Annotated in this window: 25 protein-coding genes; 5 read left to right on the top strand and 20 right to left on the bottom strand. The window is 73.0% G+C overall.

Features of this window, described 5'->3' with window-relative positions; genetic code table 11:
* Positions 1-104: 104 nt before the first annotated feature.
* From ftsY to K7G61_RS10595, 5 genes are all read right to left on the bottom strand, one after another.
* Positions 105-1,316 (bottom strand): signal recognition particle-docking protein FtsY, encoded by a 1,212-nt coding sequence (gene ftsY / locus K7G61_RS10615; protein WP_225846467.1) that lies wholly within the window; start codon positions 1,314-1,316, stop codon positions 105-107.
* 57 nt (positions 1,317-1,373) lie between these two features.
* Entirely contained in the window at positions 1,374-2,789 is a 1,416-nt protein-coding gene (locus K7G61_RS10610) for a sugar porter family MFS transporter (RefSeq protein ID WP_225846466.1), read from the bottom strand.
* 258 nt (positions 2,790-3,047) lie between these two features.
* Positions 3,048-6,668, bottom strand: coding sequence for a chromosome segregation protein SMC (gene smc, locus K7G61_RS10605; RefSeq protein WP_225846465.1), 3,621 nt, complete (start codon positions 6,666-6,668; stop codon positions 3,048-3,050).
* A gap of 259 nt (positions 6,669-6,927) precedes the next feature.
* Positions 6,928-7,134, bottom strand: coding sequence for a hypothetical protein (locus K7G61_RS10600; protein WP_225846464.1), 207 nt, complete (start codon positions 7,132-7,134; stop codon positions 6,928-6,930).
* A gap of 295 nt (positions 7,135-7,429) precedes the next feature.
* On the bottom strand, positions 7,430-7,711 hold the full coding sequence (locus K7G61_RS10595) for an acylphosphatase (RefSeq protein WP_225846463.1): 282 nt from the start codon (positions 7,709-7,711) through the stop codon (positions 7,430-7,432).
* Between the two features lie 146 nt (positions 7,712-7,857).
* On the opposite strand from K7G61_RS10595, the gene K7G61_RS10590 reads away from it, so the two are divergent.
* Positions 7,858-8,751 carry a CAP domain-containing protein gene (locus K7G61_RS10590; RefSeq protein ID WP_225846462.1) on the top strand — a complete coding sequence of 298 codons (894 nt, stop codon included), beginning with the start codon at positions 7,858-7,860 and terminating at the stop codon, positions 8,749-8,751.
* Positions 8,752-8,840: 89 nt separating this feature from the next.
* On the opposite strand, the gene K7G61_RS10585 is transcribed toward K7G61_RS10590, so the two are convergent.
* Positions 8,841-9,443, bottom strand: coding sequence for a flavodoxin family protein (locus tag K7G61_RS10585; protein WP_225846461.1), 603 nt, complete (start codon positions 9,441-9,443; stop codon positions 8,841-8,843).
* A gap of 144 nt (positions 9,444-9,587) precedes the next feature.
* On the opposite strand from K7G61_RS10585, the gene K7G61_RS10580 reads away from it, so the two are divergent.
* The gene (locus tag K7G61_RS10580; protein ID WP_225846460.1) at positions 9,588-10,019 is read left to right on the top strand and encodes a helix-turn-helix domain-containing protein; all 432 of its coding nucleotides are present in this window, start codon (positions 9,588-9,590) and stop codon (positions 10,017-10,019) included.
* On the opposite strand, the gene mutM is transcribed toward K7G61_RS10580, so the two are convergent.
* The 9 genes from mutM to K7G61_RS10535 all read right to left on the bottom strand — a co-directional run bounded on the left by mutM (position 9,995) and on the right by K7G61_RS10535 (position 19,169).
* Positions 9,995-10,858, bottom strand: a complete 864-nt coding sequence (gene mutM, locus K7G61_RS10575) for a bifunctional DNA-formamidopyrimidine glycosylase/DNA-(apurinic or apyrimidinic site) lyase (protein ID WP_225846459.1) — start codon at positions 10,856-10,858, stop codon at positions 9,995-9,997. The genes K7G61_RS10580 and mutM overlap by 25 nt on opposite strands.
* A 95-nt stretch (positions 10,859-10,953) precedes the next feature.
* Positions 10,954-11,730: a ribonuclease III gene (gene rnc, locus K7G61_RS10570; RefSeq protein WP_374204103.1), complete on the bottom strand. Its 777-nt coding sequence runs from the start codon at positions 11,728-11,730 to the stop codon at positions 10,954-10,956.
* Between the two features lie 7 nt (positions 11,731-11,737).
* Positions 11,738-11,911 (bottom strand): 50S ribosomal protein L32, encoded by a 174-nt coding sequence (gene rpmF / locus K7G61_RS10565; RefSeq protein WP_069465182.1) that lies wholly within the window; start codon positions 11,909-11,911, stop codon positions 11,738-11,740.
* Positions 11,912-11,913: 2 nt separating this feature from the next.
* Positions 11,914-12,456 (bottom strand): DUF177 domain-containing protein, encoded by a 543-nt coding sequence (locus tag K7G61_RS10560; protein WP_225846458.1) that lies wholly within the window; start codon positions 12,454-12,456, stop codon positions 11,914-11,916.
* 209 nt (positions 12,457-12,665) lie between these two features.
* A complete protein-coding gene (locus tag K7G61_RS10555) occupies positions 12,666-13,796 on the bottom strand; it encodes an ATP synthase F0 subunit B (protein WP_225846457.1) in 1,131 nt (376 codons plus the stop codon).
* A gap of 10 nt (positions 13,797-13,806) precedes the next feature.
* Positions 13,807-14,286: a pantetheine-phosphate adenylyltransferase gene (gene coaD / locus K7G61_RS10550; protein WP_225846456.1), complete on the bottom strand. Its 480-nt coding sequence runs from the start codon at positions 14,284-14,286 to the stop codon at positions 13,807-13,809.
* 71 nt (positions 14,287-14,357) lie between these two features.
* Positions 14,358-14,939, bottom strand: a complete 582-nt coding sequence (rsmD, locus tag K7G61_RS10545; RefSeq protein WP_225846455.1) for a 16S rRNA (guanine(966)-N(2))-methyltransferase RsmD — start codon at positions 14,937-14,939, stop codon at positions 14,358-14,360.
* 95 nt (positions 14,940-15,034) lie between these two features.
* The gene (gene recG, locus K7G61_RS10540; RefSeq protein ID WP_225846454.1) at positions 15,035-17,278 is read right to left on the bottom strand and encodes an ATP-dependent DNA helicase RecG; all 2,244 of its coding nucleotides are present in this window, start codon (positions 17,276-17,278) and stop codon (positions 15,035-15,037) included.
* A gap of 130 nt (positions 17,279-17,408) precedes the next feature.
* A complete protein-coding gene (locus K7G61_RS10535) occupies positions 17,409-19,169 on the bottom strand; it encodes a DAK2 domain-containing protein (protein WP_225846453.1) in 1,761 nt (586 codons plus the stop codon).
* A 249-nt stretch (positions 19,170-19,418) separates the two neighbouring features.
* Here K7G61_RS10535 and rpmB point away from each other — a divergent pair, with 249 nt between their 5' ends.
* Positions 19,419-19,604: a 50S ribosomal protein L28 gene (gene rpmB, locus K7G61_RS10530; protein WP_205355731.1), complete on the top strand. Its 186-nt coding sequence runs from the start codon at positions 19,419-19,421 to the stop codon at positions 19,602-19,604.
* A gap of 168 nt (positions 19,605-19,772) precedes the next feature.
* Here rpmB and thiD read toward each other — a convergent pair whose 3' ends face one another.
* Together thiD and K7G61_RS10520 are read right to left on the bottom strand one after the other, a co-directional pair.
* Positions 19,773-20,609, bottom strand: coding sequence for a bifunctional hydroxymethylpyrimidine kinase/phosphomethylpyrimidine kinase (gene thiD / locus K7G61_RS10525; protein ID WP_225846452.1), 837 nt, complete (start codon positions 20,607-20,609; stop codon positions 19,773-19,775).
* A 10-nt stretch (positions 20,610-20,619) separates the two neighbouring features.
* On the bottom strand, positions 20,620-21,585 hold the full coding sequence (locus tag K7G61_RS10520; protein ID WP_225846451.1) for a thiamine-phosphate kinase: 966 nt from the start codon (positions 21,583-21,585) through the stop codon (positions 20,620-20,622).
* Positions 21,586-21,743: 158 nt separating this feature from the next.
* Between K7G61_RS10520 and K7G61_RS10515 the strand changes: the two genes are divergently transcribed.
* The gene (locus K7G61_RS10515; RefSeq protein ID WP_031518955.1) at positions 21,744-21,977 is read left to right on the top strand and encodes an Lrp/AsnC family transcriptional regulator; all 234 of its coding nucleotides are present in this window, start codon (positions 21,744-21,746) and stop codon (positions 21,975-21,977) included.
* A gap of 23 nt (positions 21,978-22,000) precedes the next feature.
* The gene (locus K7G61_RS10510; RefSeq protein ID WP_225846574.1) at positions 22,001-22,486 is read left to right on the top strand and encodes a DUF3515 domain-containing protein; all 486 of its coding nucleotides are present in this window, start codon (positions 22,001-22,003) and stop codon (positions 22,484-22,486) included.
* A 58-nt stretch (positions 22,487-22,544) separates the two neighbouring features.
* Here K7G61_RS10510 and K7G61_RS10505 read toward each other — a convergent pair whose 3' ends face one another.
* Genes K7G61_RS10505 through K7G61_RS10495 form a run of 3 tightly spaced genes read right to left on the bottom strand, consistent with a single transcriptional unit; the run spans position 22,545 to position 25,672 of the window.
* Positions 22,545-23,681, bottom strand: a complete 1,137-nt coding sequence (locus K7G61_RS10505) for a D-alanine--D-alanine ligase family protein (protein WP_225846450.1) — start codon at positions 23,679-23,681, stop codon at positions 22,545-22,547.
* A gap of 12 nt (positions 23,682-23,693) precedes the next feature.
* The gene (locus K7G61_RS10500; RefSeq protein WP_225846449.1) at positions 23,694-24,743 is read right to left on the bottom strand and encodes an NAD(P)H-dependent glycerol-3-phosphate dehydrogenase; all 1,050 of its coding nucleotides are present in this window, start codon (positions 24,741-24,743) and stop codon (positions 23,694-23,696) included.
* Positions 24,740-25,672 (bottom strand): 1-acyl-sn-glycerol-3-phosphate acyltransferase, encoded by a 933-nt coding sequence (locus K7G61_RS10495; protein ID WP_225846448.1) that lies wholly within the window; start codon positions 25,670-25,672, stop codon positions 24,740-24,742. Before K7G61_RS10495 ends, K7G61_RS10500 begins: the two co-directional genes overlap by 4 nt.
* Positions 25,673-25,760: the final 88 nt, after the last annotated feature.

Here is a 25,760-nt window from a genome sequence, read left to right as displayed (position 1 = left end):
GCCCCTTACGTATACGGCTTACGTATACGGCTTACGTATACGGCATCGCCGCTTACGTGTACGGCATCACGGCCGGCCGCCGACGGCCTGTGCCGTGGCGGCGGCTAGTCCCCGATGAGCGCGTCCACGAAGGCGTCGGGTTCGAACGGGGCCAGGTCGTCGGCGCCCTCGCCGAGGCCGACGAGCTTGACCGGGACGCCGAGTTCGCGCTGGACGGCGATGACGATGCCGCCCTTGGCGGTGCCGTCGAGCTTGGTCAGGACGATGCCGGTGATGTCCACGACCTCGGCGAAGACGCGGGCCTGGACCAGCCCGTTCTGGCCGGTGGTGGCGTCCAGGACCAGCAGCACCTCGTCCACCGGGCCGTGCTTCTCCACCACCCGCTTGACCTTGCCGAGCTCGTCCATCAGGCCGGTCTTGGTGTGCAGCCGTCCCGCGGTGTCGATCAGTACGGTGTCGGCGCCCTCGGAGATGCCCTCCTTGACCGCGTCGAACGCGATGGAGGCCGGGTCGCCGCCTTCGGGGCCGCGTACGGTACGGGCGCCGACCCGCTCGCCCCAGGTCTGCAGCTGGTCGGCGGCGGCGGCGCGGAAGGTGTCGGCCGCGCCGAGGACGACGCTGCGGCCGTCGGCCACGAGCACGCGGGCGAGCTTGCCCGTCGTGGTGGTCTTCCCGGTGCCGTTGACGCCCACGACCAGGACCACGGACGGGGACTCCTCGTGGCTCTCGGTGTGCAGGGTGCGGTCGAGGGTGGGGTCGACGAGGGTGATCAGCTCCTCACGGAGCAGGGTCCGCAGCTCCTGCGGCGTCCTGGTGCCCAGCACCCGCACCCGGGTGCGCAGCCGTTCCACCAGCTCCTGGGTCGGGGTGACGCCGACGTCGGCGGTGATGAGGGTGTCCTCGATCTCCTCCCACGTCTCCTCGTCCAGCCGCTCCCGGGACAGCAGGGTGAGCAGGCCCTTGCCCAGGGAGTTCTGGGAGCGGGACAGCCGGGAGCGCAGCCGTACCAGCCGGCCGGCGGACGGTTCCGGCAGCTCGATCTGCGGAAGCGGCGGGACCTGCACCTCCTCCACCGCGTCGGGCGCGGTGGCCGGGCCGGGCAGGACGACCTCTTCGATGGTCCGGCGGGACTCCTCCGGCGGGGCCTCGGCCTCCTCCCCGACGTGCGGTTCGGCGGGAGGCGCGGTGATCTTCGGGGGGGCGCTCGGCGGGGCGGCCGGCGGCTGCCGCTTCTTGCGGCGGCTGCCGATCACCAGTCCACCGGCGGCGAGGATCACGACCAGGGCGATGACGACGGCAAGGATCACGGTTTCCATAACCCGACCAGTATCCCTGTTGGGGCCCGGCGCTCCAGCCGGCTGCCCGCAGCGGGATCAGCCCATCTCCTCCAGCGCCTTGCCCTTCGTCTCCTTGACGAACTTCAGCACGAAGGGGATCGACAGGAAGGCGAAGCAGCAGTAGATCACGTAGGTGCCGGACAGGTTCCAGTCGGCCAGGCTCGGGAAGCTCGCGGTGATGGCCCAGTTGGCGATCCACTGCGCCGAGGCGGCGACGCCGAGCGCGGCGGCGCGGATCCTGTTGGGGAACATCTCGCCGAGGAAGACCCACACCACGACGCCCCAGGACAGGGCGAAGAAGAGGACGAAGCAGTGGGCGGCGATGAGCGCGACCGTGCCCTGCGTGTCGGGCAGGGTGTCGCCGTGCTTGCTGGAGAAGGCCCAGGCCTCCAGGGCGAGAGCGACGGCCATGCCGGCCGAGCCGATCAGGGCCAGCGGCCGCCGGCCGATCCGGTCCACGAAGATCATCGCGATGACCGTGCCGATGATGTTCACGATCGACGTGGTGAAGGAGTAGAAGAACGAGCTGCTCGGGTTGATGCCGACCGACTGCCACAGCGTGGAGGAGTAGTAGAAGGCCACGTTGATGCCGACGAGCTGCTGGAAGGCCGACAGGCCGATGCCGATCCAGACGATGGGCAGGAATCCGAAGCGGGAGCCGAGCAGGTCGCGGAAGCTCGCCTTGTGCTCGCGCCGCATGGCGGTACGGATCTCGCGGACGCGCGCGTCCAGGTCGGTGCCCTCGCCCTCGACGTCGGCGAGCACGTCCCGCGCGTCCTTGTCGCGGCCGACGCCGAGCAGGTAGCGCGGCGACTCGGGGATGGCGAAGGACAGCAGCCCGTACAGCGCGGCCGGGATCACCATGACGCCGAGCATCACCTGCCAGGCCTCCAGGCCGATCAGGTGGCCGCGCTGGTCGCCGTGGGCGGCGTTGAGGATGCCCCAGTTGACGAGCTGGGAGACGGCGATGCCGAGCACGATCGCGGCCTGCTGGAAGGACGCCAGGCGCCCGCGGTAGGCCGGCGGGGAGACCTCGGCGATGTACGCGGGGCCGATGACGGAGGCCATGCCGATGGCGAAGCCGCCGATGATCCGCCAGAGGGCCAGCTCCCACAGCGCGAACGGCAGCGCGGATCCGACCGCGCTGACCACGAACAGCACGGAGGCGATCTGCATGCACCGGATGCGGCCGATGCGGTCGGCGATCCGGCCGGCGTAGGCGGCGCCGACCGCGCAGCCGATCAGGGCGATGGCGATGACCTGCGCCAGCGTGCCCGAGCCGATGCCGTACCTGGAGCGGATGGCCTCGACGGCACCGTTGATGACCGCGCTGTCGTAGCCGAAGAGGAAGCCGCCCATCGCGGCGGCGGCGGCGATGAAGACGACGTGGCCGAGATGCTCGGGAAGCGTGGCGTGGTCCGCCGCCCCGGCGGCTCGTGCGGTGCTGGTCACAGTGCTCTCCTCGGGCTCGGCGGTGAGCCCTCACATGAGGGTCCGGTCTTCGTGCGGTGACCGCGGCGGCCGGAACCGGCCCGGGGCCGGCGTCGGATCGCGCCAGTCATCACTCGAACGTATGGGCAGCATTCCGGAGAGTATGCCTACAAGTTTCGAATTCAAAAATTGGCCCATACATGTAAAAGGGGAGGATCATGCCCGGCGCGGGACGCGTGACCCGTCCGCCACGTTCACAGGTCGAAAGGGAAAGCCTGCCTATCGCAGCCGCTGGCTGATCACCTTGGACACGCCGTCGCCCTGCATCGACACCCCGTACAGCGCGTCGGCGACCTCCATCGTGCGCTTCTGGTGCGTGATCACGATGAGCTGCGAGCTCTCCTGGAGTTCCTCCATGATCCGGATCAGTCGTTGCAGGTTGGTGTCGTCCAGCGCCGCCTCGACCTCGTCCATCACGTAGAACGGGCTCGGCCGGGCCTTGAAGATCGACACCAGCATGGCCACCGCGGTCAGCGAGCGCTCGCCGCCCGACAGCAGCGACAGCCGCTTGACCTTCTTCCCGGGCGGGCGCGCCTCAACCTCGACACCGGTGGTGAGCATGTTGTCGGGGTCGGTGAGCAGCAGCCGGCCCTCGCCGCCGGGGAACAGCCGGGAGAAGACGCCCTCGAACTCGCGCGCGGTGTCGTGGAAGGCCGCGGTGAAGACCTGCTCGACCCGCTCGTCGACGTCCTTGACCACCTGCAGCAGGTCGGCGCGGGTCCTGCGGAGGTCCTCCAGCTGCTCGGTGAGGAACTTGTGCCGCTCCTCAAGGGCGGCGAACTCCTCCAGCGCGAGGGGGTTGACCTTGCCGAGCTGGGCGTACGCCTTCTCGGCCGCCTTCAGCCGCTTCTCCTGCTCGGCGCGGACATAAGGGCGCGGCTGGTTGCGCGGGTGCTCCGGGTCCTCGGGAAGCGTCTCGCCCTCGGCGGGCGGCGACGGCGGCACGAGCTGGTCGGGGCCGTACTCGGCGACGAGGCCGGCCGGCTCCATGCCGTGCTCCTCCAGCGCCTTGGCCTCCAGCTGCTCGATCCGCAGCCGCTTCTCGGCGCCCAGCACCTCGCCCTTGTGGACGTCGCCGGTGAGCTTGTCGAGCTCGGCCTTCAGCTCGCGGCCGCGCCGCCGCTCCCCGCCGAGTTCGGCCTCGCGGGCGGCCCTGGCCTGCTCGGCGGCCACCCGTTCGGCCTCGGCGCGGGCCAGCGAGACCTGGACGCAGGCCAGCAGGCCGCGCGCGCCCGCCAGCACGGCCTCGGCGACCGACGCCTCGTACTCCAGCCGGGCCCGGCGCCGCTCGGCCCTGGCCCTGCTCTCCCGCTCGGCCCGCGCGGCCCGGTCCAGCGCGTCGGCCCGCCCGGTCAGTCCCTTGACCCGTTCCTCATGGGTACGGACCTGGAGGCGCGCCTCCATCTCGGTCTGACGCGCGTTGGCACCGTCGGCAGCGAGGCGGTCGCGCGCGAAGGTGTCGGGCTCCTCCTCGCCGGGCTCCGCCTGCGCCTCGCCGAGCCGGTACGACAGCTCCTCCAGTTCCTCGCGGGCGGCGGCCAGCGTCTCCTCGGCGCGGAGCACGGCGGCGGCCGCCCGCTCGGCCTCCCCGGCGGCGGCCCGCGCCTGGCCTGCGTACCGGCCGAGCTGCTGGGCGACCGAGGACTTCTCCTTCTCGGCGGCCCGGCGCCGCTGTGCCAGCTCCTCGACGGTACGGGCGGCCGCGGCCCGCAGCTCCTTCGCCTCGCGCTGCCGCTCGGCCAGCGCGGCGCACCGCGCCTCCAGCCGCTCCAGCTCGGCGGTGGCCTCGTCGACCTGGGCCTGGACCTCCAGGACGCTGGGCGCCTTCGCGGACCCGCCGACCGCGGTGTGCGCGGCCAGCACGTCGCCCTCGGCGGTCACGGCGGTGAGGCCGGGATGGCGCACCACCAGCGCCTCGGCCTCCTCCAGCGAGCCGACGACCACCACGGCGTGCAACAGCCGGCGCACGGCGGGAAGCAGGTCGCTGCCGGCCGTCACCAGGTCGGTGGCGAACCGCGTGCCCGGCGGCAGGTCGGCGGCGGCGGGCAGCGCGCCGGGCGCCGCCGGCGGGTCGGCCTCCGGAGCGCCGGCCAGGATCAGGGCCGCGCGTCCCGCGTCCTCCTTGCGCAGCAGCCGCAGCGCCTCGGCCGCCGCCGCGGGGCCGGTGACGGCCACGGCGTCCGCGGCGGCCCCCAGGGCGGCGGCGACGGCGACCTCGTGGCCGGGGGTGATGCGCAGCAAGGACGCGGCCGAGCCGAGCACTCCGGCGAGCCGGTCCCCCTCGCCGCCTCCGTTCCCGGGCCCGGTCCCGGGTTCGGCCCCGGCGAGCAGGGCGCCGGTGCCGTCCTTGCGGCGCAGGGCGGGGGCCAGGGCGTCGCGGCGAGCCGCTATGGCGGCGGTGGCGCGCTCGGCGGCGGTGGCCGCGTCACGGGCGGCGGAGAACGCCTCCTCGGCGGCGGCCTGTTCCGCACGCGCGGCCTCGAACCGGGATTCGAGTTCGGTGTCGCCCGCGTCCAGGTCCTCCACCTGGGCGCTCAGCTCCTCGTACTCGGCCTGCGCCGATTCGGCGCGCTCGCGGGCCTCGTCACGGGCGGCGGTGAGCCGGCCGATCTCGGCCTCGGCGGAACCGGCCTTGGAGCGGGCCGCGTTGACCTGGGCGCTGAGCCGGGCCAGGCCCTCGCGGCGGTCGGCGATGGCGCGGGCGGCGGCCTTGAGCCGGGCCTCCTCCTCGGTGAGCCGGCGTTCGAGCTCGGCGCGGTGGCCGACGGTGTCGTCCAGGGCGCGGCGCGCGGCGTCCAGGGCCTCGGTGAGTTCCGCCTCCTGCTCGCGGATACGGGCGGCCTCGCGTTCCATGTCCTCCGGGTCGCGGCCTCGGCGCTCCTCGGCGGGCTGGCTCGTGGCGTGCCGGTGGCGCTGCTGGGCCAGCGAGACGGTGCCGCGGACCCGCTCGGCGAGCCGGGAGAGTTCGTACCAGGTGGACTGGGCCTGGTTCACCCGCGGGGTGAGGGCCTTGACCTGCTCCTCCAGCCGGGCCTCGCGCTGCAGGGCGGCCGTCAGCTCGGCCTCGACGGCGTCCTTGCGCTCCTTGAGCGCGGCCTCGTCCGCGACCTCGGCGCGCAGCGCCTCGCGCAGGGTCACCAGGTCGTCGGCGAGCAGCCGCAACCGGGCGTCGCGCAGGTCGGCCTGGATGACGGCGGCACGGCGGGCGACCTGGGCCTGGCGGCCGAGCGGCTTGAGCTGACGGCGCAGCTCGCCGGTCAGGTCGGTGACGCGGGCCAGGTTGGCCTGCATGGCGTCGAGCTTCCGCAGCGCCTTCTCCTTGCGCTTGCGGTGCTTCAGGACGCCCGCGGCCTCCTCGATGAAGGCGCGGCGGCCCATCGGGTCGGCGTGCAGCACGGAATCGAGCTGGCCCTGGCCGACGATGACGTGCATCTCGCGGCCGATGCCGGAGTCGGACAGCAGTTCCTGGATGTCCAGCAGCCGGCAGGTGTCGCCGTTGATCTGGTACTCGCTGCCGCCGTTGCGGAACATGATCCGCGTGATGGTGACCTCGGTGTACTCGATGGGCAGCACACCGTCGGAGTTGTCGATGGTCAGCGACACCTCGGCGCGGCCCAGCGGGGGGCGGCCGGTGGTGCCGGCGAAGATGACGTCCTCCATCTTGCCGCCGCGCAGCGACTTGGCGCCCTGTTCGCCCATGACCCAGGACAGCGCGTCGACCACGTTCGACTTGCCGGAGCCGTTGGGCCCGACCACGCAGGTGATTCCGGGTTCGAAGCGCAGCGTCGTCGCGGAGGCGAACGACTTGAAGCCGCGCAGCGTGAGGCTCTTCAGGTGCACGCCGGTCGACTCTACTAGGGCCGTGCGGTTTCACCGAGGAATGCGCAGGGCACAAAGGACGTAAGCACGGGGCGGTTCGGGGTCCGGGGAGGCGCGGCACGCGGGTCACAGCACACTGACGCAGGGCGCCGCGAGGGGCGCCGGCCATCAGGGCACCGGTTCGGCCGGGTCACGGGGGCCGAACGACGAAGGGACGCCGAAGCGTCCCTTGCAATTATCTCAGGCGATCCGTACGCACCTGTCCGGCGGGGTGAACCGGTCAGGCGAGAACGGGCTCGCCGTGAGCCACGTCGATGTTGTCGAGCAGCGACTCTTCACGCGACGCGACAGCAGTCAGCGCGTCGTTCTGAGCCTGCATCCGGAGGAGCTCGGATTCCAGGTCCTGAACACGCTGCTGCAGCCTTCGCATCTCGGCGAGGAGTCGCGGGTCGGGACCGCCGACGTAACCGAGAAGCGCCTTTGCCATGATGGATGGTCCTCCACGCTGAGTGACCGACCTGTACGGTATGGGTCGTGGGTGAGGGGTACGCTCCCGCGCAGGGTGTATGAGCCGTGACCTGTAGCATCCTGTGGAGCCACGATGCGCGGGGCTTCCAGCGTCTCACCAAATATGGGCACGGTCAACACGATCACAGCCCAGCCGTCGGGTGCGCCTCAGAAAGCACGGCGCGCGACGCGCCGCGGGCTGCCCGTGGGACAGCGAGATCATTCTCGCTGGGGGCAGCCTGACACGGGCTTCGTCATATGGCAACCAGTTGTGCTCAGCGGATTTCGAATCCCCCGTATCCGCCTCTGGGCCCGCCCCAGATTTCGGTCACTCCGTCGACGCGCCCGGGCGTGTCGCCGTCCCGCAGCGCGCCCAGCAGGCGCTCGCACCGCCCGCGGTCGCCCTCGGCCACCACCTGGACCCGGCCGTCGGCGAGGTTGCTCACGTATCCGGACAGGCCGCCGATCTCCAGGGCCGCCGCGCGTGTCCACCACCGGAAGCCGACCCCCTGCACCCGGCCGCGCACCCAGGCGGTGAGCCGGACATTCTCATTCATGTGGGCACGCTATCCCCCCGGTGTCTGCCGTATCACTTCACACTCCGGCGTCTTTCGCTACAGTCGCCCCCCGACAGGAGTTCACCTGTTCGGATGAATGGCTCACGCGCGTCACCGAGCCAGTGAGCCAGTGAGGAGTGCGGCCCATGGGGCGTCACAGCCGTCACGCGCAAGCGGCGGCGCCGCAGCCCGGCCCCCGCGGCCATCGCGGCCGACGCAAGCACCACCCGATACGCACCGGCCTGCTGGCCTCGTCCGCCGCCATGGCGGTGGGCGCGGTGGCCGCCTCCTCCGGGCTGCTGTCCGGGGTCGGCGGCTCGCTGCACGGACCGTTCGGGGGCGGCGACGGCAACGGCTCGGACACCCAGGCCGACGGGCCCGCCCCGGGCCAGGACGGCAGCGACATACCCTCGCCGCTGGGCGGGACGACGACCCCGACGCCGGGCCGATCCACGGCCCCGGCCCCCCAGGCGTCCCCGTCGGGCGGCGCCACGACCAGGGCGGCCCACCCGTCCATGTCCCCCTCCCGGGCCACCGCGGTGCCGACCACGGCGGCGCCGAGCCCCACCCGTACCAGCGCCGCCGTGACCGTGCCGGTGGTCACCCCTACGGCGACCCCGCGCGCGCAGCCCACCGCGAGCCGATCCGCCACTACGGACGCGGTCGCCGCGGCGCGGGCGCAGATCCTCTCCCTGGTCAACCAGCAGCGGGCGAGCGCCGGGTGCTCCCCCCTGACCGCGGACTCGGCGCTGGACCGGCTGGCCCAGAACTTCAGCGACGACATGGCCGCCCGCGGCTTCTTCGACCACACCGACCCGGACGGGAACACCCCCTGGGACCGCGCCAAGAAGCTGGGCATCACCGATCTGGGCGGCGAGAACATCGCCCGGGGCCAGGCCGACGTCCAGGCGGTGATGGACGCCTGGATGAACAGCCCCGGCCACCGGGCGAACATCCTCAACTGCGACTACAAGACGCTGGGCGTCGGCATCCACTTCGGCACGGGCGGCCCCTGGTGGACGCAGGACTTCGGCTACTGACCCGCTGACCCGGCCGGCCGGGGCGGCTCGCGCGGCGACGGGGGCCGGCCGGGGCGGGCGCGGCTCGCATCAAGCGGGCGGGACCGGCGTCAGGCGGCCAGGGCCGCGCGGCCGGCGATCTGGACGCGGGCGGCCTCGGCGAGGCGGCGGCCCAGGTGCTCGGCGGTGGCGACGTCGGCCTTGTGGACGGCGTCGGGGCCCTCGTCGTTGTTGGTCTGCGCGCCGGCGCCCAGGAAGAAACCGAGGCGGTTGAGGTCGTGCTCGGAGCCGCCGGAGACGTTCCAGCCCGGGTGCAGACCGAGGTTCACCCAGGTCATGGCGTGCTGGGCGGCGAGCAGCGAGAAGTACTGCAGCGTGCTCAGCTTGTCGCCGCTCTTGGAGCCGGAGTTGGTGAAGCCCGTCGCGAGCTTGTCCTTCCAGGAGTGGCCGGACCACCGCTTGGAGGACTCCTCGGCGAACGCGTGGAAGGCCGCGGAGGCGGTGCTCATGTAGGTGGGCGAGCCGAACGCGATGGCGTCGGCGGCGTCGAGCAGCTCCCACTGCTCGTCGGTGATCTCGTCGACCTTGATCAGGTGGACGACCGCGCCCGCGGCGGCCGCGCCGTCCCGTACGGCTTCGGCGATGACGGCGGTGTGGCCGTAACCGGAGTGGTAGGCGACGGCGACGACAGGGGTACGGGCAGGGGTGGACACAGACGTCTCCTATGGCGTGGGGTACGGGGCCTGCGGGGAGGCCCCCGGAAGCAGGTCGTCCGCGTTCGGACAACCTCAGTTGAGCACTAACTTATCGAAAGCGCAACCTGCCAGTTAGCGCTCGCTGAAGGTATGCTTCCTCCCATGGCAGAGCCCTTGGAGACGATCGAGCGCGCGGCGGCGCCCGGTGGCGCGTGCGCGGACGAGGGCGAGGCGGCATTCAACGTGTTCGCCAAGGACTGCCCCTCCCGCGGCACCCTGGAGCACGTCACCGGCCGCTGGGGCAGTCTCACGCTCGGCGCCCTGTACGACGACACGCTGCGATTCAACGAACTGCGCCGCAAGGTCTCCGGGGTGAGCGAGAAGATGCTCTCCCAGACGCTGCACACCCTGGAACGCGACGGCCTGGTCATCCGGGAGGCGCAGCCCACCAACCCGCCGCACGTCGAGTACCGGCTCACGCCGCTGGGAACGCTGACAGCGCGCCGGCTGCTCGATCTGATCGATTTCGTCGAGGGCCGTATGCCCGAGGTGCTGGCCGCGCGGCGGGCCTACGACGCGCGCGGCACCGGCTGACAGCGCGGGCAGAAGTAGCTGGAGCGGTTCATCCAGGGCCGCCGCCGGATCGGCGTCCCGCAGCGGCGGCAGGGGCGGTCCTCGCGGCCGTAGGCGTCAAGCGACCGGTCGAAGTACCCCGACTCGCCGTTCACGTTCACGTACAGGCTGTCGAAGCTCGTGCCGCCGGCCGCCAGGGCGTCGCCCATCACCTCGCGGATGTGGGTCAGCAGCTCCGCGGTGCGCGGCCGGGTCATGCCGGCCGTCGGCCGCTCGTAGTGCAGCCTGGTGCGCCACAGCGCCTCGTCGGCGTAGATGTTGCCGACCCCGCTGATCAGCGACTGGTCCAGCAGAGCGCGCTTGATGGTGGTGCGCTTGCGGCGCAGCGCCGCGTGGAAGGCGTCGTCGTCGAAAGCGGGGTCGATCGGGTCCCGCGCGATGTGCGCCAGGGGGTACGGCAGCCCTTCCGGGTCCCCCGGCACGGGTTCGTGCAGCGACAGGCCGCCGAAGGTCCGCTGGTCGACGAACCGCAGCTCGGTGCCGAGGGCGTCCGCGAAGGTGATGCGCACCCGTAGGTGCGTCTCGGCGGGCTCCCCCGCCGGGCGGACCAGGAACTGGCCGCTCATGCCCAGGTGCGCGACCATGCTCAGGTCGTCGGCCAGCGGCAGCCACAGGTACTTGCCCCTGCGGTGCGCCTGGCCGAGGACGGCGCCCTGGAGGCGCTTGGCGAAGTCCTCCGCGCCCGCCGGGTGCCGCCGCACGCTGCGCTGGTGCAGGACGGTCACCTCGTCGACCTTCCGGCCCGAGACCCATCGGGCCAGGCCGCGGCGGACGACCTCCACCTCCGGCAGTTCCGGCACGCGTACTCCTTACGGTCCGCCGGGGGCGCGGCGCCTCCCGGGCGATGCCCGGACGCGCCGCGCCCCCGGCCGTTCCCGGCGAACCCTCGCGGCGCTCAGCCCCCGGAAGACGCCGAACTCTTCCGGATGGCACGCCAGGCGGCCTCGGCCGCCTGCTGCTCCGCTTCCTTCTTGCTGCGGCCCGTGCCGGTGCCGTACTCGACACCGCCGACACGGGCGGCAGCCGTGAAGGTCTTCTCGTGGTCGGGGCCGGTCTCGGTGACCACGTACTCCGGGACGCCCAGTCCCTCGGTCGCGGTCAGCTCCTGCAAGGACGTCTTCCAGTCCAGGCCGGCGCCGAGGTTGGACGACTCCTCGATCAGGGGATCGAAGAGCCGGTGGACGAGTTCGGAGGCCGCGTCGAGGCCCTGGTCGAGATAGACCGCCCCGATCACCGCCTCCAGGGTGTCGGCGAGGATGGACGCCTTGTCCCGGCCGCCGGTGCCCTCTTCGCCCCGGCCGAGCCGGATGAACGCGCCCAGGTCCAGACCGCGGCTGACACCGGCCAGCGCGCGGGAGTTGACCACTGCCGCCCGCAGCTTGGCCAGCTGGCCCTCGGGCAGGTCGGGGTGGGTGCGGTAGAGGGTGTCGGTGACCACCAGACCGAGCACGGAGTCCCCCAGGAACTCCAGCCGCTCGTTGGTGGGCAGCCCGCCGTTCTCGTAGGCGTACGAGCGGTGGGTCAGCGCACGCACCAGAAGGGCGGGCTCGACTTTGTAGCCGAGCCGCCCTTCCAGGAGCGTGTGGGACGAGGCTTTGTCCGTTGCGGCCTGCTTCGCCTGGGGCGACGCGGATGCGTCGGGCTTCGAGGACGTGGACACTGGGCCTGTCACCTGCCGATCAGACCTCGAGGACCTGACGGCGGTTGTAGGTGCCGCAACTGGGGCACGCGATGTGCTGCAGCTTCGGCTCGTGGCAGCGCTCGCACGCCACCAGGCTCACGGGCGCAGCCTTCCACTGCGAACGGCGGTGGCGCGTGTTGCTGCGCGACATCTTCCGCTTGGGAACAGCCACGGCTACTTCTCCTGGTTCTCGTCGGCGCCCGGGTCGGCGCCGTTCGCTCGGAAATCCTGCAAAGCCGCCCAACGGATGTCGGTGGCCTCATGTTGGTGCTCCGGGTCGTCCGCCAGCCTGGCCCCGCACTCGGGGCACAGGCCGGGGCAGTCGTCCCGGCACACCGGCTGCATCGGCAGTGCGAGCACCACCGCGTCCCGCAGCACGGGTTCGAGGGCGATCAGGTCGTCCTCGAGGTACAGCACGTCGGCGTCCATGGCGCCCTCGGCGTCGTCACCGGCTTCGTCCCTGCGGGCGGTCCTGGTGTCGGCGTCGGGGTAGGAGTACATCTCCTGGAACTCCGCGTCCAGCTCGCGCTCGACCGGGTCGAGACACCGTACGCACTCCCCCGCGACCGGGGCGTGGGCGGTGCCGGTGACCAGCACGCCCTCGACCACCGATTCGAGGCGGAGCTCCAGCGTGACCGTGGCGCCCTCCGGCACACCGATGACCCCGACGAGGCCCAGGTCCTTGGGCGCGGGGACCTCGCGGGTGACCTTCTTCATCGCACCAGGACGACGGCCCAGCTCATGCGTGTCGAACACGAGCGGGTCGCGCGGGTCGAGGCGGGTGTTCAGGGCATCCTGCTTTCATCGGTACGGCTCGCGCCGCTCCTTGCGGGCGGGCAGGCCAAAGCGCCGGCGATTCACACGGCTGGAGCTGACAGGATACTGGACGCGCCGCCCGCACCCAAACGAGGTGCCGGCGGCCCCGGTCAGCGGCCCTGTTCCAGCTCCCGCAGCCGCGCCAGGTCGATCATCCCGGTGTCGAAGAAGCTCGTCTCGTCCAGCGCCGCGGGCTGCTGCTGCCCGTAGCCGTGGCCCTGGTCCTGGTGGCCGCCCTGCTGGTACGGGATCTCGGCGCCGTACTGCTGCTGCTCGTAAACCGGCCCGCCGTAGTCGTAGCCGGCCGCCTCCTGCTGCGGGTAGCCGGGCTGGGCGCCGTAGGGGTCGGGGGCGTATGCGCCCTGCTGGGCGTACGCGTCCTGCTGGTAGTCGTAGCCGGGCTGCTGGGGATAGCCGTAGCCGTCCTGGGCGGGCTGGGCGGCGGGCGCCTCGTAGCCGTACTGCGACAGGTCGGCCTGCTCCGGCGCTGCGGGGGCGGCGAGCCCGGCCAGATACTCCGCGTCCGACTGCTGCCGGTGGCCGCCGGCGTCCGGGCCGTCGTCCACCGCGTCCTGGGCGGCGATGTGCGCGGCCAGGTCGTCGATCGGGTTGTGGCCGGTGAGCTTGAGGCGGCCGCGGCCGACGGCCTCCAGGGTCTTGGTCAGCACGGCCTCGAAGGCGCCGAGCTTGGCGTCGACGTACTCGTCGGCGCGGCGGCGCAGGGTCTCGGGGTCGCTGCTGCGCTCGGGGGCGTCCGGATCGTCCTCCGCGTAGCCCTGGTCGTCGCCGGCGTACGGGTCGCGGCCGAGCAGCTTCTCGCGGCCGCGGTCCACGGAGCCGATGGTCTTGGTGAGGACCACCTCGAAGTTGGCGAGCTTGCTGTCGACGTAGTCGTCGGCCTCGGCGCGGATCTCGTCGGCCTCGCGGCGGGCCTCGGCGAGGATGCGCTCGGCCTCGTCCTGGGACTGGCGGGCGATCTGGGTGTCGGAGATCAGCGAGCCGCGTTCGGCGTGCGCCGACTCGATGATGCGCTGGGCCTCGGCGCGCGCCTCGGCGACCATCTGCTCGCGGTCGCCGAGCAGCTCCTGGGCCTGCGAGAGGGAGTCGGGGAGCGCCTCGGAGAGCTCCCGCAGCATGGCCAGCAGCTCGGCCCGGTTGACCACGCAGGAGGCGGACATGGGCATGGACCGCGCGTTCGCGACGGTGGCGGTGATCTCGTCGAGCTTCTTCTGGACGTCCACGACGCAGACTCTACTGCTGCCGGAGCTTCGCGTTGAGCGCGTCCAGGACGGGCGGCGGCACCAGATGCGAGATGTCGCCGCCCCATTGGGCGACTTCCTTGACGAGGCTGGAGGACAGGAAGCTGTAGGCCGGGTTGGTGGGGACGAAGAGGGTCTCGACGCCCGTCAGCCCGATGTTCATCTGGGCCATCTGCAGCTCGTAGTCGAAGTCGCTGACCGCCCGCAGGCCCTTGACGATGGCGGGGATGTCGCGCTCCTTGCAGAAGTCCACCAGCAGCCCGTGGAACGACTCGACCTTGACGTTGTCCAGGTCCGCGGTGACCGCCTCGATCAGGGCGATCCGCTCCTCGATGGAGAACAGGCCCTTCTTCGACTTGTTGATCATCACGGCGACGTGCACGGTGTCGTACAGCCGCGCGGCGCGGGCGATGATGTCGAGGTGTCCGTTGGTGACGGGGTCGAAGGACCCCGGACAGACTGCGCGGCGCAAGTGTGGCTCCTCGCTCGTGGTCGGTGCGTTCCGGGCGCCGGTCGTGGCGGCCCCGGATCGGTACGGCGGGCTCATGACCCGGCGGTGACCTGGGCGGCGCGACCGTACCAAAGAGTCGCCTCGCCGTAGCGCCGGGAACGCAAGCCCTCGAAGCCCCCGGGCCAGCCGAACTCCCCGCCCCGGGTCCTGCGCTCCACGGTGACCAGGGCGTCGGCGGCCAGCCACCCGTTGGCCAGGAGTGTGAGCAGGATCTCCCGCAGGTGCTCGTCGCTCGTGTCGTACGGCGGGTCGAGGAAGACGATGTCGTACGGCTGCCCGGGCGCGGGCGCGGCGGCCGTCTGCTCGGCGCGGCCGGTGCGCGGTTCGGCGCCCGGAAGGCCGAGCGCCGCGATGTTCTGCCGGACCACGCGGGCCGCCCTCGGGTCGGCCTCGACCAGCAGGACGTGGGCGGCGCCGCGGGAGAGCGCCTCCAGGCCCACCGCCCCGGAGCCGGCGTACAGGTCGGCGACCCGGGCGCCGTCGAGGGGGCCGCGCAGCGAGTGCCACGTGGAGAACAGCGCTTCCCTGGCCCGGTCCGACGTCGGCCGGGTACCGGTGCCGGGCGGGACGGCCAGCCGCCGCCCTCCGGCGGCTCCTGCGATCACTCGGGTCATGACCTGCTCACGCGCCCGACACTACCCCGCGGGGTGCGCGCCGCGACCGGCCGCTCCCCTCGCCGCCTCCCGGCCGCGGCACCGGTCGCCCCCGGTCACCCCTTGTCGAGGTACTCCTCCCGCTCGGCGTCCAGCAGGCTGTCCAGGGCGCCGCGCAGCGCCGGGTGGCGGGTGAGCTCCGGGTCGTCGGCGACGATCCCGGTGGCCTCCTCGCGGGCCGCCTCGATGACCTCGCGGTCGTCCATCACGGCCAGCATCCGCAGGGAGGAGCGCGAGCCGGACTGGGCCTGGCCGAGCACGTCGCCCTCGCGGCGCTGCTGGAGGTCGATCTCGGACAGCTCGAAGCCGTCCAGGGTGCGGGCCACGGCGTCCAGCCGGCCGCGGGCGGGGGTGCCCTCGGGCGCCTCGGAGACCAGCAGGCACAGTCCCGGCGCCGAGCCGCGCCCGACCCGGCCGCGCAGCTGGTGGAGTTGGGAGACGCCGAAGCGGTCGGCGTCCATGATGACCATCACGGTCGCGTTCGGCACGTTGACGCCCACCTCGATGACGGTGGTGGCGACCAGGACGTCGACCTCGCCGGCCGCGAACCGCCGCATCACCTCGTCCTTGGCGTCGGGCGCCATCCGCCCGTGCAGCACCTCGACCCGCAGCCCTTGCAGCGGGCCGGCCGCGAGTGCCTCGGCGACGTCGAGCACGGCCAGCGGCGGCCTGCGCTCGGCGTCGTCCGCCTTCTCCCCCTTCTCGCCCTTCTCCCCCTTGGGCGCCTTCTTCGCGGCCTTCTCCTCGGCCTTGGCGTCCTCCTCGTCGCCGATGCGCGGGCACACCACGTACGCCTGGTGGCCGCCTGCCACCTCCTCCCGCACCCGCTCCCAGGCGCGGGCCAGGAAGTGCGGCTTCTCGGCGGCCGGTACGACGTGGGAGGCGATCGGGGAGCGGCCGGCCGGCAGCTGGTCGAGCACGGAGGTGTCGAGGTCGCCGAAGACGGTCATGGCGACGGTCCGCGGGATCGGGGTGGCGGTCATCACCAGCAGGTGCGGGGGCCGTTCGGCCTTGGCGCGCAGCGCGTCGCGCTGCTCGACGCCGAATCGGTGCTGCTCGTCCACGACGACCAGGCCCAGGTCGTGGAACCGCACCTTGTCCTCGATCAGGGCGTGGGTGCCGACGACGATCCCGGCGTCCCCGGTGACCAGGTCGAGCAGCGCCTGGCGGCGGGCCGCGGCGCCCATGGAGCCGGTCAGCAGCACCACCTTGGTGCCGAGGTCGGAGCCGCCGAGCATGCCGGACTCGGCGAGGTCGCCCATCATCTCGGTGATCGACCGGTGGTGCTGCTGGGCCAGCACCTCGGTGGGGGCCAGCATCGCGGCCTGGCCGCCGGCGTCCACCACGCCGAGCATCGCGCGCAGCGCCACCAGCGTCTTGCCGGACCCCACCTCGCCCTGCAGCAGCCGGTGCATGGGGTGCTCGGTGGCCAGGTCGGCGAAGATCTCCTCGGTGACGGCCCGCTGGCCCTCGGTCAGGGTGAACGGCAGCCTGGCGTCGAAGGCGGTCAGCAGCCCGTCGTCGCCGGGCTTGCGCGGGACGGCGGTCAGCGCCGAGTCCGCCGCCCTGCGCCGGGCCAGCGCGACCTGCAGCACGAACGCCTCGTCCCATTTCAGCCGGGTCCTGGCGGCGGCGATGTCGGCCTTGCTGCGGGGACGGTGGACCTTCTCCAGCGCCTCGGGCAGCGGAGCCAGGCCCCTGGCGTGCCGCAGCTCGGCGGGCAGCGGGTCGGCCACCCCGTCCCAGCCGGTGGCGGCGAGCGAGTTCAGGGCCGTGTCGACGGCCTGGGCGATCCGCCAGGACGTGATCTGCTTGACGGCCGGGTACAGCGGGATCAGCCGGCCCGCGAAGGCGTCGACCGCCTCCTTGCCGTCGTCGGCGTCCAGCAGCTGGTAGTCGGGGTGGGCGAGCTGGCGCACCCGGTTGAAGACGGTCACCTTGCCGGAGAACATGCCGCGCCGGCCGGGGATGAGCCGGTGGGCGTGCGCGTGGGCGGCCTTGCTGAAGAAGACCAGGGTCAGCGAACCGCTGCCGTCGGTGACCACGACCTCCAGCCGCACCCCCGAGCCCCCGCCGTACGTCCGCTTGTCGGCCTTCGCGATCTGCGCGACCACGGTGACGTACTCGTCCACCGGCAGGTCGGCCAGGCGGGTCAGCTCCCCGCGCTCCGCGTACCGCCGCGGGTAGTGGTGCAGCAGGTCGCCGGTGGTGTGCAGGCCGAGGTGCTCGCCGAGCACCTTCGCGGTGCGGTCGCCGACGAGCTTGCGCAGGGGTTCTTCCAGGGTTCCGGTGGCAGCCATCGCCCTCCATCTTGGCGCACGGGTCGGACAGTACGGCGGTGCGCCGCCCGCGCCGGGCCCCGGCGTCCTGCTCGACGTACGCGACGTACGCGACGTACGCGACGTACGCGACGTACGCGGCCTGCTCGGCCTACTCGACGCCGATCAGCAGCGGGCAGGAGTGGTGGCCGCCCTCGTAGCGGACCGTGTCCACCGCGAGGTGGTGCTCGCGAACGTGGGCTTCGAGGCGGTCGGCGAGGCCGGGCGGGGCGGTGGCACCCAGGACGAGGGTGACGAGTTCGCCGCCCGCCGCGAGCATCCGGTCCAGCACGGTCGCCGCGGTCCGCGGCAGGTCGCGGCCGATGACGGCGACGTCCCCGTCGATCAGGCCCAGCACGTCGCCGGCCTGGCAGACCCCGGCCATGGTCCACGACTCGCGCTCGGCGACGGCGAGCTCGGCGTACCGGGTGGCGCCGGCCGCCGAGGTCATCGCGACCACGTCCTCGTCGAAGCGGCGGTTGGGCTGGTGGACGGCGAGCGCGGACAGGCCCTGGACCGGGGAGCGGGTGGGGATGAGGGCGACGCGGACGCCGTCGGCCCTGACCTGTTCGGCCGCCGCCGCGGCCGCCGGGCGCAGCTCGGCGTCGTTGGGCAGCAGGACGACCTCGCGGGCCGACGCCCGGCGGACGGCCGCCGCGATCTCGCCGCTGCCGGGCCGCTCCCCCTGGCGTACGGGGACCACGGTCGCGCCGGCCCGCTCGCACAGTTCGGCCATGCCGTCGCCGGCCACCAGGGCCACGACCGCGCGCCCCGCGGTCCCCGCTCCCGGCTCCGGCCGCCCGGTCTGGTCCCCGAAGTGCGTGACCTTGACGCGGTACGGGCGTCCGGCCTCGATGCCCGCCTCAATGGCCGCGCCCGCGTCGTCCACGTGGACGTGGACGTTCCACAGCCCGTCCCCGCCGACCACCACGAGCGAGTCGCCGAGCGCGTCCAAGCGGCGGCGCAGCGCCGGGACGGCCTCGGCGTCGGCCTCCAGGAGGTAGACGACCTCGAAGGCGGGTCCGCCGGGGGCGGCATGGACGTCGGCCGGGCAGGGCTCCGGGGCGGCGGGGGCGGTGGCCGCCCCCGCGGGTGAGGCTTCGGCGGCGGTCGCGGACGGGGCTTCGGTGACGGCCCCGGGCGGGGTTTCGGTGGAAGTCGCGGGCGGGGCCGCGGTGGCCGTCGCGGGCGGGACGGCGGTAACCGTCGCGCGCGGAGCCTGGCCGGTCAGCGCCTCGCACAAGGCGGCGAGGACCGCGACGAGGCCGAGGCCACCGGCGTCCACGACACCCGCGCGGCGCAGCGGGTCGAGCTGAGCGGTGGTCACGGCGAGCGCAGCCGTCGCGCCGGAATGGGCGGCGTGCACGACGTCGGCGAGCCCCCCGGCGGCGGCTTCCGCGGCCTTTGCCGCGCCCGTGGCCACGGTGAGCATCGTGCCCTCGACGGGATGGGCGACCGCCTCGTACGCCGCCGCCGCCGCGACCTTCAGCGCCCGCCGCACCGTGGCCGCCGCCTGTGCGTCGTCCACGGCCTCGGCGCTCTCGTGGGCGGAGGCGACGGCCTGGTTCATGCCCCGCAGGAGCTGGGCGAGGATCGTGCCGCTGTTCCCGCAGGCGCCGATCAGCGCGCCGTGGGACATCGCGCGGAAGGCCTCCCCGAGGGTGGGGCGCGAGCCGCCGGAGGCGTGCGCCTCGAACACGGCCTCGACCGCCTGTGCGGCGGATTCCACGGTGAGGAAGACGTTCGTGCCCGTGTCGCCGTCCGCGACCGGGAAGACGTTGATGCCGTCGATCTCCTCCCGCGCCCGCCCCAGCGCCTCCAGTGACAACCGGCACCAGGTGCGCACCGCGGCGGCGTCGAGCGAGGGCGGCAACGGTCCTCCTGCGGAGTGGCTGAACGGGACGTGGTGAGCCTATCCGTGCGGTGGCCCCGACCCGGCCCGTCGCTGCCGGCGGGGGCCCGCCGGGGGCCGTGCGGGCGGCGTGACCGGGCCGGGAGGGCGGGACGGCCGGCGGGCCGTGGTAATTTCGTTGTACGGGAGCCAGCGTTGTATGCTGCTCCGGTTGCCCGGGAGGTCCCGGGAATTTCCTCGTACATGCATCTGAAGTCTTTGGAGTGACCCGTGGCTGCCACCTGCGACGTCTGCGGCAAGGGGCCGGGCTTCGGCAACAGCATCTCCCACTCGCACCGCCGTACCCCGCGTCGTTGGAACCCCAACATCCAGCGCGTGCGTGCGGTCGTCGGGAAGACGCCGAAGCGGCTCAATGTCTGCACCTCGTGCATCAAGGCCGGCAAGGTCACGCGCTGACCCTGACCTGCGCGTACGCACGTACGTCGTAGCAAGCGCAGCCTTGTTGCCGTCTGAAGCCGATCCGCCCTCGGGCGGATCGGCTTTTCAGTGTCCGCGCCCTGGTTGCCGGCACCCGGGCTCGCGACGCCCCGGCTCCCGGCGCCCGGGCTCGCGGCGCCCTGCACTTCAGCTTCCGGGTCCCGGGTGGCCTTCCGGCGCGCCCGGTCTCGTACGCCAGCCGTGGTCCACCGGGCCGATGCCCGCACCCAGGGGGAAGCCCGCCGCTATGGCGCCGGTCACGTAGTCCTTGGCCAGGGCGACCGCCCGCGGGACGGTCCGGCCGAGGGCGAGATGGGAGGCGATGGCGCCGGCGAGGGTGCAGCCGGTGCCGTGGGTGTGGACGGCGGGCAGGCGGGGCGAGCGGTACCAGTGCTCGGTGGCGCCGTCGCTGAGCAGGTCGACCGCGTCGTGGCCCGCACCCAGGTGGCCGCCCTTGATGAGCGCCCAGGCCGGGCCGTGGGCGAGCACCGCGCGGGCGGCCGTCCGCATGTCCTCCTCACGGGTGACGACGACGCCGGTGAGCCGGGCCACCTCGTCGAGGTTGGGCGTGGCGACGGTGGCGGCGGGCAGCAGCCGGGTCCGTACGAGGTCCAGCGCCTCCTCGGCGAGCAGCGGGTCGCCGTGCTTGGACACGCCGACCGGGTCGACGACCACGGGCGCGCCGATGCCGGTGAGCAGGTCGGCGACCACCGCGGTGAGCCGGGCGGAGGAGAGCATGCCGGTCTTCACCGCCTGGACGCCTATGTCGTCGACGACCGCGCGGAACTGGGCGCGTACCGCCTCCTCCGGCAGGTCCCAGACGCCTTGGACGCCGAGCGAGTTCTGCGCGGTCACGGCGGTGACGACGCTCATGCCGTGCACGCCGAGCGCGAGCATCGTCTTCAGGTCGGCCTGGACGCCCGCGCCGCCGCCGGAGTCGGAGCCGGCGACGGTGAGCACGCGGGCGGGCGTGTGCCCGCTCATCCGCGGCCCCTCACGCGTCTTTCCCGAAGTGGTCCCAGCCGCCCGCCTTCTCCCAGGGCGCGCCGTCCACCGTCACCTGCGGGGCGCGCCCGGCCTGGGCGCCGACCCGGCCGATGACCCGCCAGCGGGCCGGCAGTTTCACGTCGCGGGGGAAGGTGGCGACGATGGCGTGGTCCTCTCCCCCGGTGAGCACCCAGTGCAGGGGGTCGACGCCGACGGCCTGGCCGATGTCCGCCATCTGGGCGGGGACGTCTATGTCGGCCGAGCGCAGGTCGATGTCCACGCCGCTGGCCGCGGCGACATGGCCGAGGTCGGCGACCAGGCCGTCGCTGATGTCGGTCATCGAGGTGGCGCCGAGTTCGGCGGCCGCGGGTCCGGCGTGGTACGGGGGCTCGGGGCGGCGGTGGGCCTCGACGAAGGCGCGCGGTGAGCGGAAGCCGCGGGAGAGGACGGCGTAACCGGCCGCCGACCAGCCGAGCCAGCCGGTGACCGCGACGACGTCGCCGGCGCGGGCTCCCGATCGGGTGACGGCGGTCCTGCTGCGCAGGTCACCCAAGGCGGTGATGGCGACGGTGATGCCGTCGCCGCGGACGACGTCGCCGCCGACCACCGCGGCGCCCGCGACGTGGCACTCGTCGCGGATGCCGTCCATCAGCTCGACGGGCCAGGTCGCGGGCAGGTCGGCGGGGACGACGAGGCCGAGCAGCACGGCGGTGGGCACCGCGCCCATGGCGGCGATGTCTGCGAGGTTCTGGGCGGCGGACTTGCGGCCGACGTCATAGGCGGTGGACCAGTCGCGGCGGAAGTGCCGGCCCTCCAGCAGCACGTCGGTGGTGGCCACCACGCGGCGGTCCGGCGCGGCGACCACGGCGGCGTCGTCGCCGGGACCGAGCAGAACGGCGGGGGTCGAGGTGAGACGGGAGGTCAGTTCCCTGATGAGCCCGAACTCCCCCAACTCGCCCACAGTCCCCTTCATATCGAGTTCCCCTTCGGTCGCGCCGCGCACCCGCAGGCGTGTGTGTTTCCCGGCAATACGGGGGCCAGGTACCGCGCGGGTCTCCCCGCCGCGCACGGCGACGCGATAACGTGGCGTCCCCTTTCCCACATGATCCTCGAAGCCGCCCTGGAGGTTCCGTGGTACAGGCGTACATCCTCATTCAGACCGAGGTCGGGAAGGCCTCGGCGGTAGCGGAGGTGATTTCCAAGATCGACGGAGTGATCCAGGCGGAGGACGTGACCGGCCCGTACGACGTCATCGTGCGCGCCCGGGCGGACACGGTCGACGAACTGGGCCGCATGGTGGTGGCCAGAGTCCAGCAGGTCGATGGCATCACCCGCACCCTGACCTGCCCCGTGGTCCATATCTAGCCCCCGACTATGCTCACCCGGTGATGCTCTACCGCCGGGCCGTGCTGATCGCCGTGTCCGCCGTCGCAGTGGGATCCGCGGCGGCGGTCTACGTCTCCGCGTCCTCCGCCTCGGGGACGGACGACGCCATCGCCGTGCCGGTTCCCGACGCGCGGGTCGCGGCGTACTGCCGGGCGCTCCACGCGGAGCTGCCGGCCAGGGTCGGCGGGCTCCCCCGGCATGATCTCAAACCGTCCTCCGACCTGATCGCCGGGTGGGGGTCGCCGCCCGTCGTCCTGCGCTGCGGGGTGCCGCGGCCGGCCGCGGACGACGACGTCAATACGCTCGGCGCCGAGGTGGACGGGGTCTCCTGGTCGTACGAGGCCCGGCCGGACGGCTCGGTGCGGATGACGACGACGCTGCGCAAGGCGTACGTCGAGGTGACACTGCCGAAGAAGTACGCGCACGACGCGGGCCCGCTGGCGGACCTGGCGCCGGCCGTCAAGCGCACGGTCCCGGAGGGGGTCTGAGCCCTCCGGGACCCTCGGCGGCCGCTCCCGGACGCCGGGCGTCGGCGCGGGCCGGGCCTCAGCGCAGGCCGGTGGAGCGGCGCAGGGCGGCCTGGAGGAGCAGGTCGATCAGCTCGGTGTAGCCGACGCCGCTCTCCTGCCACATCCGCGGGTACATCGAGATCGGGGTGAACCCGGGCAGGGTGTTGACCTCGTTGATCACGAACTCGCCGCTGTCCAGCAGGAAGAAGTCGGCGCGGACCAGGCCCTCGCACGAGACGGCCTCGAACGCCTCGACGGCCAGCCGCTGCACCTCCTCGGTCTGCGCGGCGGTCAGCGGGGCGGGCACGATGCCTTCGGCCGAGTCGATGTACTTCGCCTCGAAGTCGTAGAACTCGTGGTCGGCGGCCGGCGGGATCTCGGCGGGCACGGACGCGCGCGGGCCGTCCTCGAACTCCAGGACGCCGCACTCGATCTCGCGGCCGCGCAGCTGCGCCTCGACGATCACCTTGGGGTCGTGGCCGCGGGCCTCCTCGATGGCCGCGTCCAGGTCGCCGGGGCCGGCCACCTTGCTGATCCCGTACGAGGAGCCCGCCCTGGCCGGCTTCACGAAGAGCGGCCAGCCGTGCTCGGCGGCGAAGGCCAGCACCCGGTCGCGGGCGGCTGCCGCGTCCCGTTCCCACTCGCGCGGCCGGATCACCGTGTACGGGCCGACGGCCAGCCCGTAGGAGGTGAAGATACGTTTCATGTACTCCTTGTCCATGCTGACGGCGGAGGCGAGGACGCCCGCGCCGACGTACGGGACGCCGGAGAGTTCCAGCAGGCCCTGGAGGGTGCCGTCCTCGCCGTAGGGGCCGTGGAGCACCGGGAGGACGACGTCGACCTCGCCGAGCGCCTTGGGCACGCTGCCCGGCTCGTTGTAGACGACCTCGCGGTTGCCGGGGTCGACGGGCAGCACGACGGCGCCCTCGTGGTCGGCGACCTGCTCGACGCTGGGCATCCGGCGGTTGTCGATGGCCATCCGCTCGGGGGCGTCCGCGGTCAGCGCCCAGCGGCCCTCGGTGGTGATGCCGATGGGGAGGACGTCGTACTTGTCGCGGTCGATGGCGCGCAGCACGCTGGCCGCGGTCACCACGGACACCCCGTGCTCGGAGCTGCGCCCGCCGAACACGATGGCGACCCGCGGCTTGCGCTCGAATTTCTGCACGTTGCTCATATCGCGTTGACCTTACCGTTCAGGCTTCGCGGAGCGTGACATCAACTCCTTGACGGCTACCAAGGGTGGCTTCCCGTTGTGGACGATGTCGACCACCGTCTCGGTGATCGGCATGTCGACGCCGTGCCTGCGGCCCAGGTCGGCGACGGACTCGCAGGACTTGACGCCCTCCGCCGTCTGCCGGGTGTGCGCGATGGTCTCCGCCAGGCTCATGCCGCGCCCCAGGTTGCGGCCGAAGGTGTTGTTGCGGGACAGCGGCGAGGAGCAGGTGGCCACCAGGTCGCCCATCCCGGCCAGCCCGGCGAAGGTGTACGGGTCCGCGCCCATCGCCAGCCCCAGCCGGGTGGTCTCCGCCAGGCCGCGGGTGATCAGCGACGCCTTGGTGTTGTCGCCCAGCCCCATGCCGCCGGCGATGCCGACCGCGAGCGCGATCACGTTCTTCACCGCGCCGCCGAGTTCGCAGCCCACGACGTCGGTGTTGGTGTACGGGCGGAAGTACGAGGTGTGGCACGCGGCCTGGATGCGGCGGGCCACGGCCTCGTCCCGGCAGGCGACCACGGACGCGGCGGGCTGGCGGGCGGCGATCTCGCCGGCGAGGTTGGGTCCGGACAGCACGGCGATCCGGCCGTGGGCGGCCGAGGCGCCGTCGGCGGCCGGCTTCGAGGCGCCGTCGGGGGCCGACTTGACGACGATCTCCTCGATGACCTCGCTCATCCGCTTGGCGGTGCCCAGCTCGATGCCCTTCATCAGGCTGACCAGGACGGCGTCGGGTCGCAGCAATGGCGCCCAGGCGGCGAGGTTGGCGCGCAGCGACTGGGAGGGGATGGCCAGGAACACGAACTCGGCGTCGGCGGCGGCCTCGGCGGGATCCGCGGTGGCCGTGACCGATCGCGGCAGTTCGAGGCCGGGGAAGTACTCGGGGTTGGCGCGGCCGGCGTTGATGGCGGCGACGAGTTCGGGACGGCGGCCCCACAGCGCCACCTCGCAGCCGGCGTCCGCGAGCACCGTCGCGAAGGCGGTGCCCCAGGAGCCGGTGCCGAAGACCGCGCAGCGGACCGTCATGCGCCCTCCTGCGCCTGGTTCGGCGCGGAGGCGGGCGCCTCGGCCCGCGCCTGGGCCGGCTTCTCGGCTCCCGCGCGCGGCTCGGCCCCGGGCCCTGTCGGCGCCGGCTCCCCGGCCCCGGGCGGGACCCCCGCCTCGGCCCCGGGTTCCGTCTCCCGTTCGGTCCGGGCCTCGGTCGCCGGTTCGGTCCGGGCCTCGGTCGCCGGTTCGGTCCGGGCCTCGCGGGTCGCCTTGCGCGGGTCGTAGAGGTGGTCGGGGGCCGGTTCGCCGCGCAGCTGGGCCAGCAGGTCCTTGACCGCGTTCATGATCGTCTCGGTGATCTCGCGGAGCACCTCGGCGGTGGGTTCCTTGCCGTAGTACGCGCTGAGGTCCACCGGGGGGCCGACCAGGACGCGGTGCGTCTTGCGGGGCAGCAGGGCGGGCTTCTTCGCGTACGGCGGCAGCAGCTCGTTGGCGCCCCACTGGGCGATGGGGATCACCGGGGCCTTGGTGAGCAGGGCGACCCGCGCCACTCCGGTCTTGCCGACCATGGGCCACATGCCGGGGTCGCGGGTGAGGGTGCCCTCGGGGTAGAAGACCACGCACTCGCCCTTGTTGACCGCGTCGACGGCGGCGTGGAACGCGACGGCCGCGTCGGCGGTGGCGCGCACCACCGGGATCTGGCCGGTGCTGCGCATGAAGTGGCCGACGACCGGCGGCTTGAACAGCGACGCCTTGGCCAGGAAGCGCGGGACACGGCCGGTGTTGTACTGGAAATGCGCATAGGCGAACGGGTCGATGTGCGAGTTGTGGTTCACCGCCGTGAGGAATCCGCCCTCGGCCGGAATGTGCTCCATTCCCCGCCAATCGCGCTTCATCAGCACAATGAGCGGCGGCTTCACGATGACGGCCGCCAGGCGGTACCAGAAACCGATTCTGCGGCGGGACACCCGGACTCCTCTTCGTCGCGTCGGCGCCGCACGGTGGCGCGGCGCGCGTTCGGCCGCCAAGGATGGCGGTACCGAGAGGTTAACGCCA

This window comes from Streptomyces sp. HPF1205 (genome assembly GCF_020400825.1).
Taxonomy (GTDB): domain Bacteria; phylum Actinomycetota; class Actinomycetes; order Streptomycetales; family Streptomycetaceae; genus Actinacidiphila.
This window is presented reverse-complemented; position numbering and strand designations above follow the sequence as displayed.

Excerpts from the sequence above, each read along its gene's own strand:
- ftsY (WP_225846467.1), bottom strand. The coding sequence starts at position 1,316 with ATGGAAACCGTGATCCTTGCCGTCGTCATCGCCCTGGTCGTGATCCTC.
- K7G61_RS10600 (WP_225846464.1), bottom strand. The coding sequence starts at position 7,134 with ATGGCAAAGGCGCTTCTCGGTTACGTCGGCGGTCCCGACCCGCGACTC.
- K7G61_RS10595 (WP_225846463.1), bottom strand. The coding sequence starts at position 7,711 with ATGAATGAGAATGTCCGGCTCACCGCCTGGGTGCGCGGCCGGGTGCAG.
- K7G61_RS10590 (WP_225846462.1), top strand. The coding sequence starts at position 7,858 with ATGGGGCGTCACAGCCGTCACGCGCAAGCGGCGGCGCCGCAGCCCGGC.
- K7G61_RS10580 (WP_225846460.1), top strand. The coding sequence starts at position 9,588 with ATGGCAGAGCCCTTGGAGACGATCGAGCGCGCGGCGGCGCCCGGTGGC.
- K7G61_RS10560 (WP_225846458.1), bottom strand. The coding sequence starts at position 12,456 with ATGAAGAAGGTCACCCGCGAGGTCCCCGCGCCCAAGGACCTGGGCCTC.
- rsmD (WP_225846455.1), bottom strand. The coding sequence starts at position 14,939 with ATGACCCGAGTGATCGCAGGAGCCGCCGGAGGGCGGCGGCTGGCCGTC.
- recG (WP_225846454.1), bottom strand. The coding sequence starts at position 17,278 with ATGGCTGCCACCGGAACCCTGGAAGAACCCCTGCGCAAGCTCGTCGGC.
- thiD (WP_225846452.1), bottom strand. The coding sequence starts at position 20,609 with ATGAGCGGGCACACGCCCGCCCGCGTGCTCACCGTCGCCGGCTCCGAC.
- K7G61_RS10520 (WP_225846451.1), bottom strand. The coding sequence starts at position 21,585 with ATGAAGGGGACTGTGGGCGAGTTGGGGGAGTTCGGGCTCATCAGGGAA.
- K7G61_RS10510 (WP_225846574.1), top strand. The coding sequence starts at position 22,001 with ATGCTCTACCGCCGGGCCGTGCTGATCGCCGTGTCCGCCGTCGCAGTG.
- K7G61_RS10505 (WP_225846450.1), bottom strand. The coding sequence starts at position 23,681 with ATGAGCAACGTGCAGAAATTCGAGCGCAAGCCGCGGGTCGCCATCGTG.
- K7G61_RS10500 (WP_225846449.1), bottom strand. The coding sequence starts at position 24,743 with ATGACGGTCCGCTGCGCGGTCTTCGGCACCGGCTCCTGGGGCACCGCC.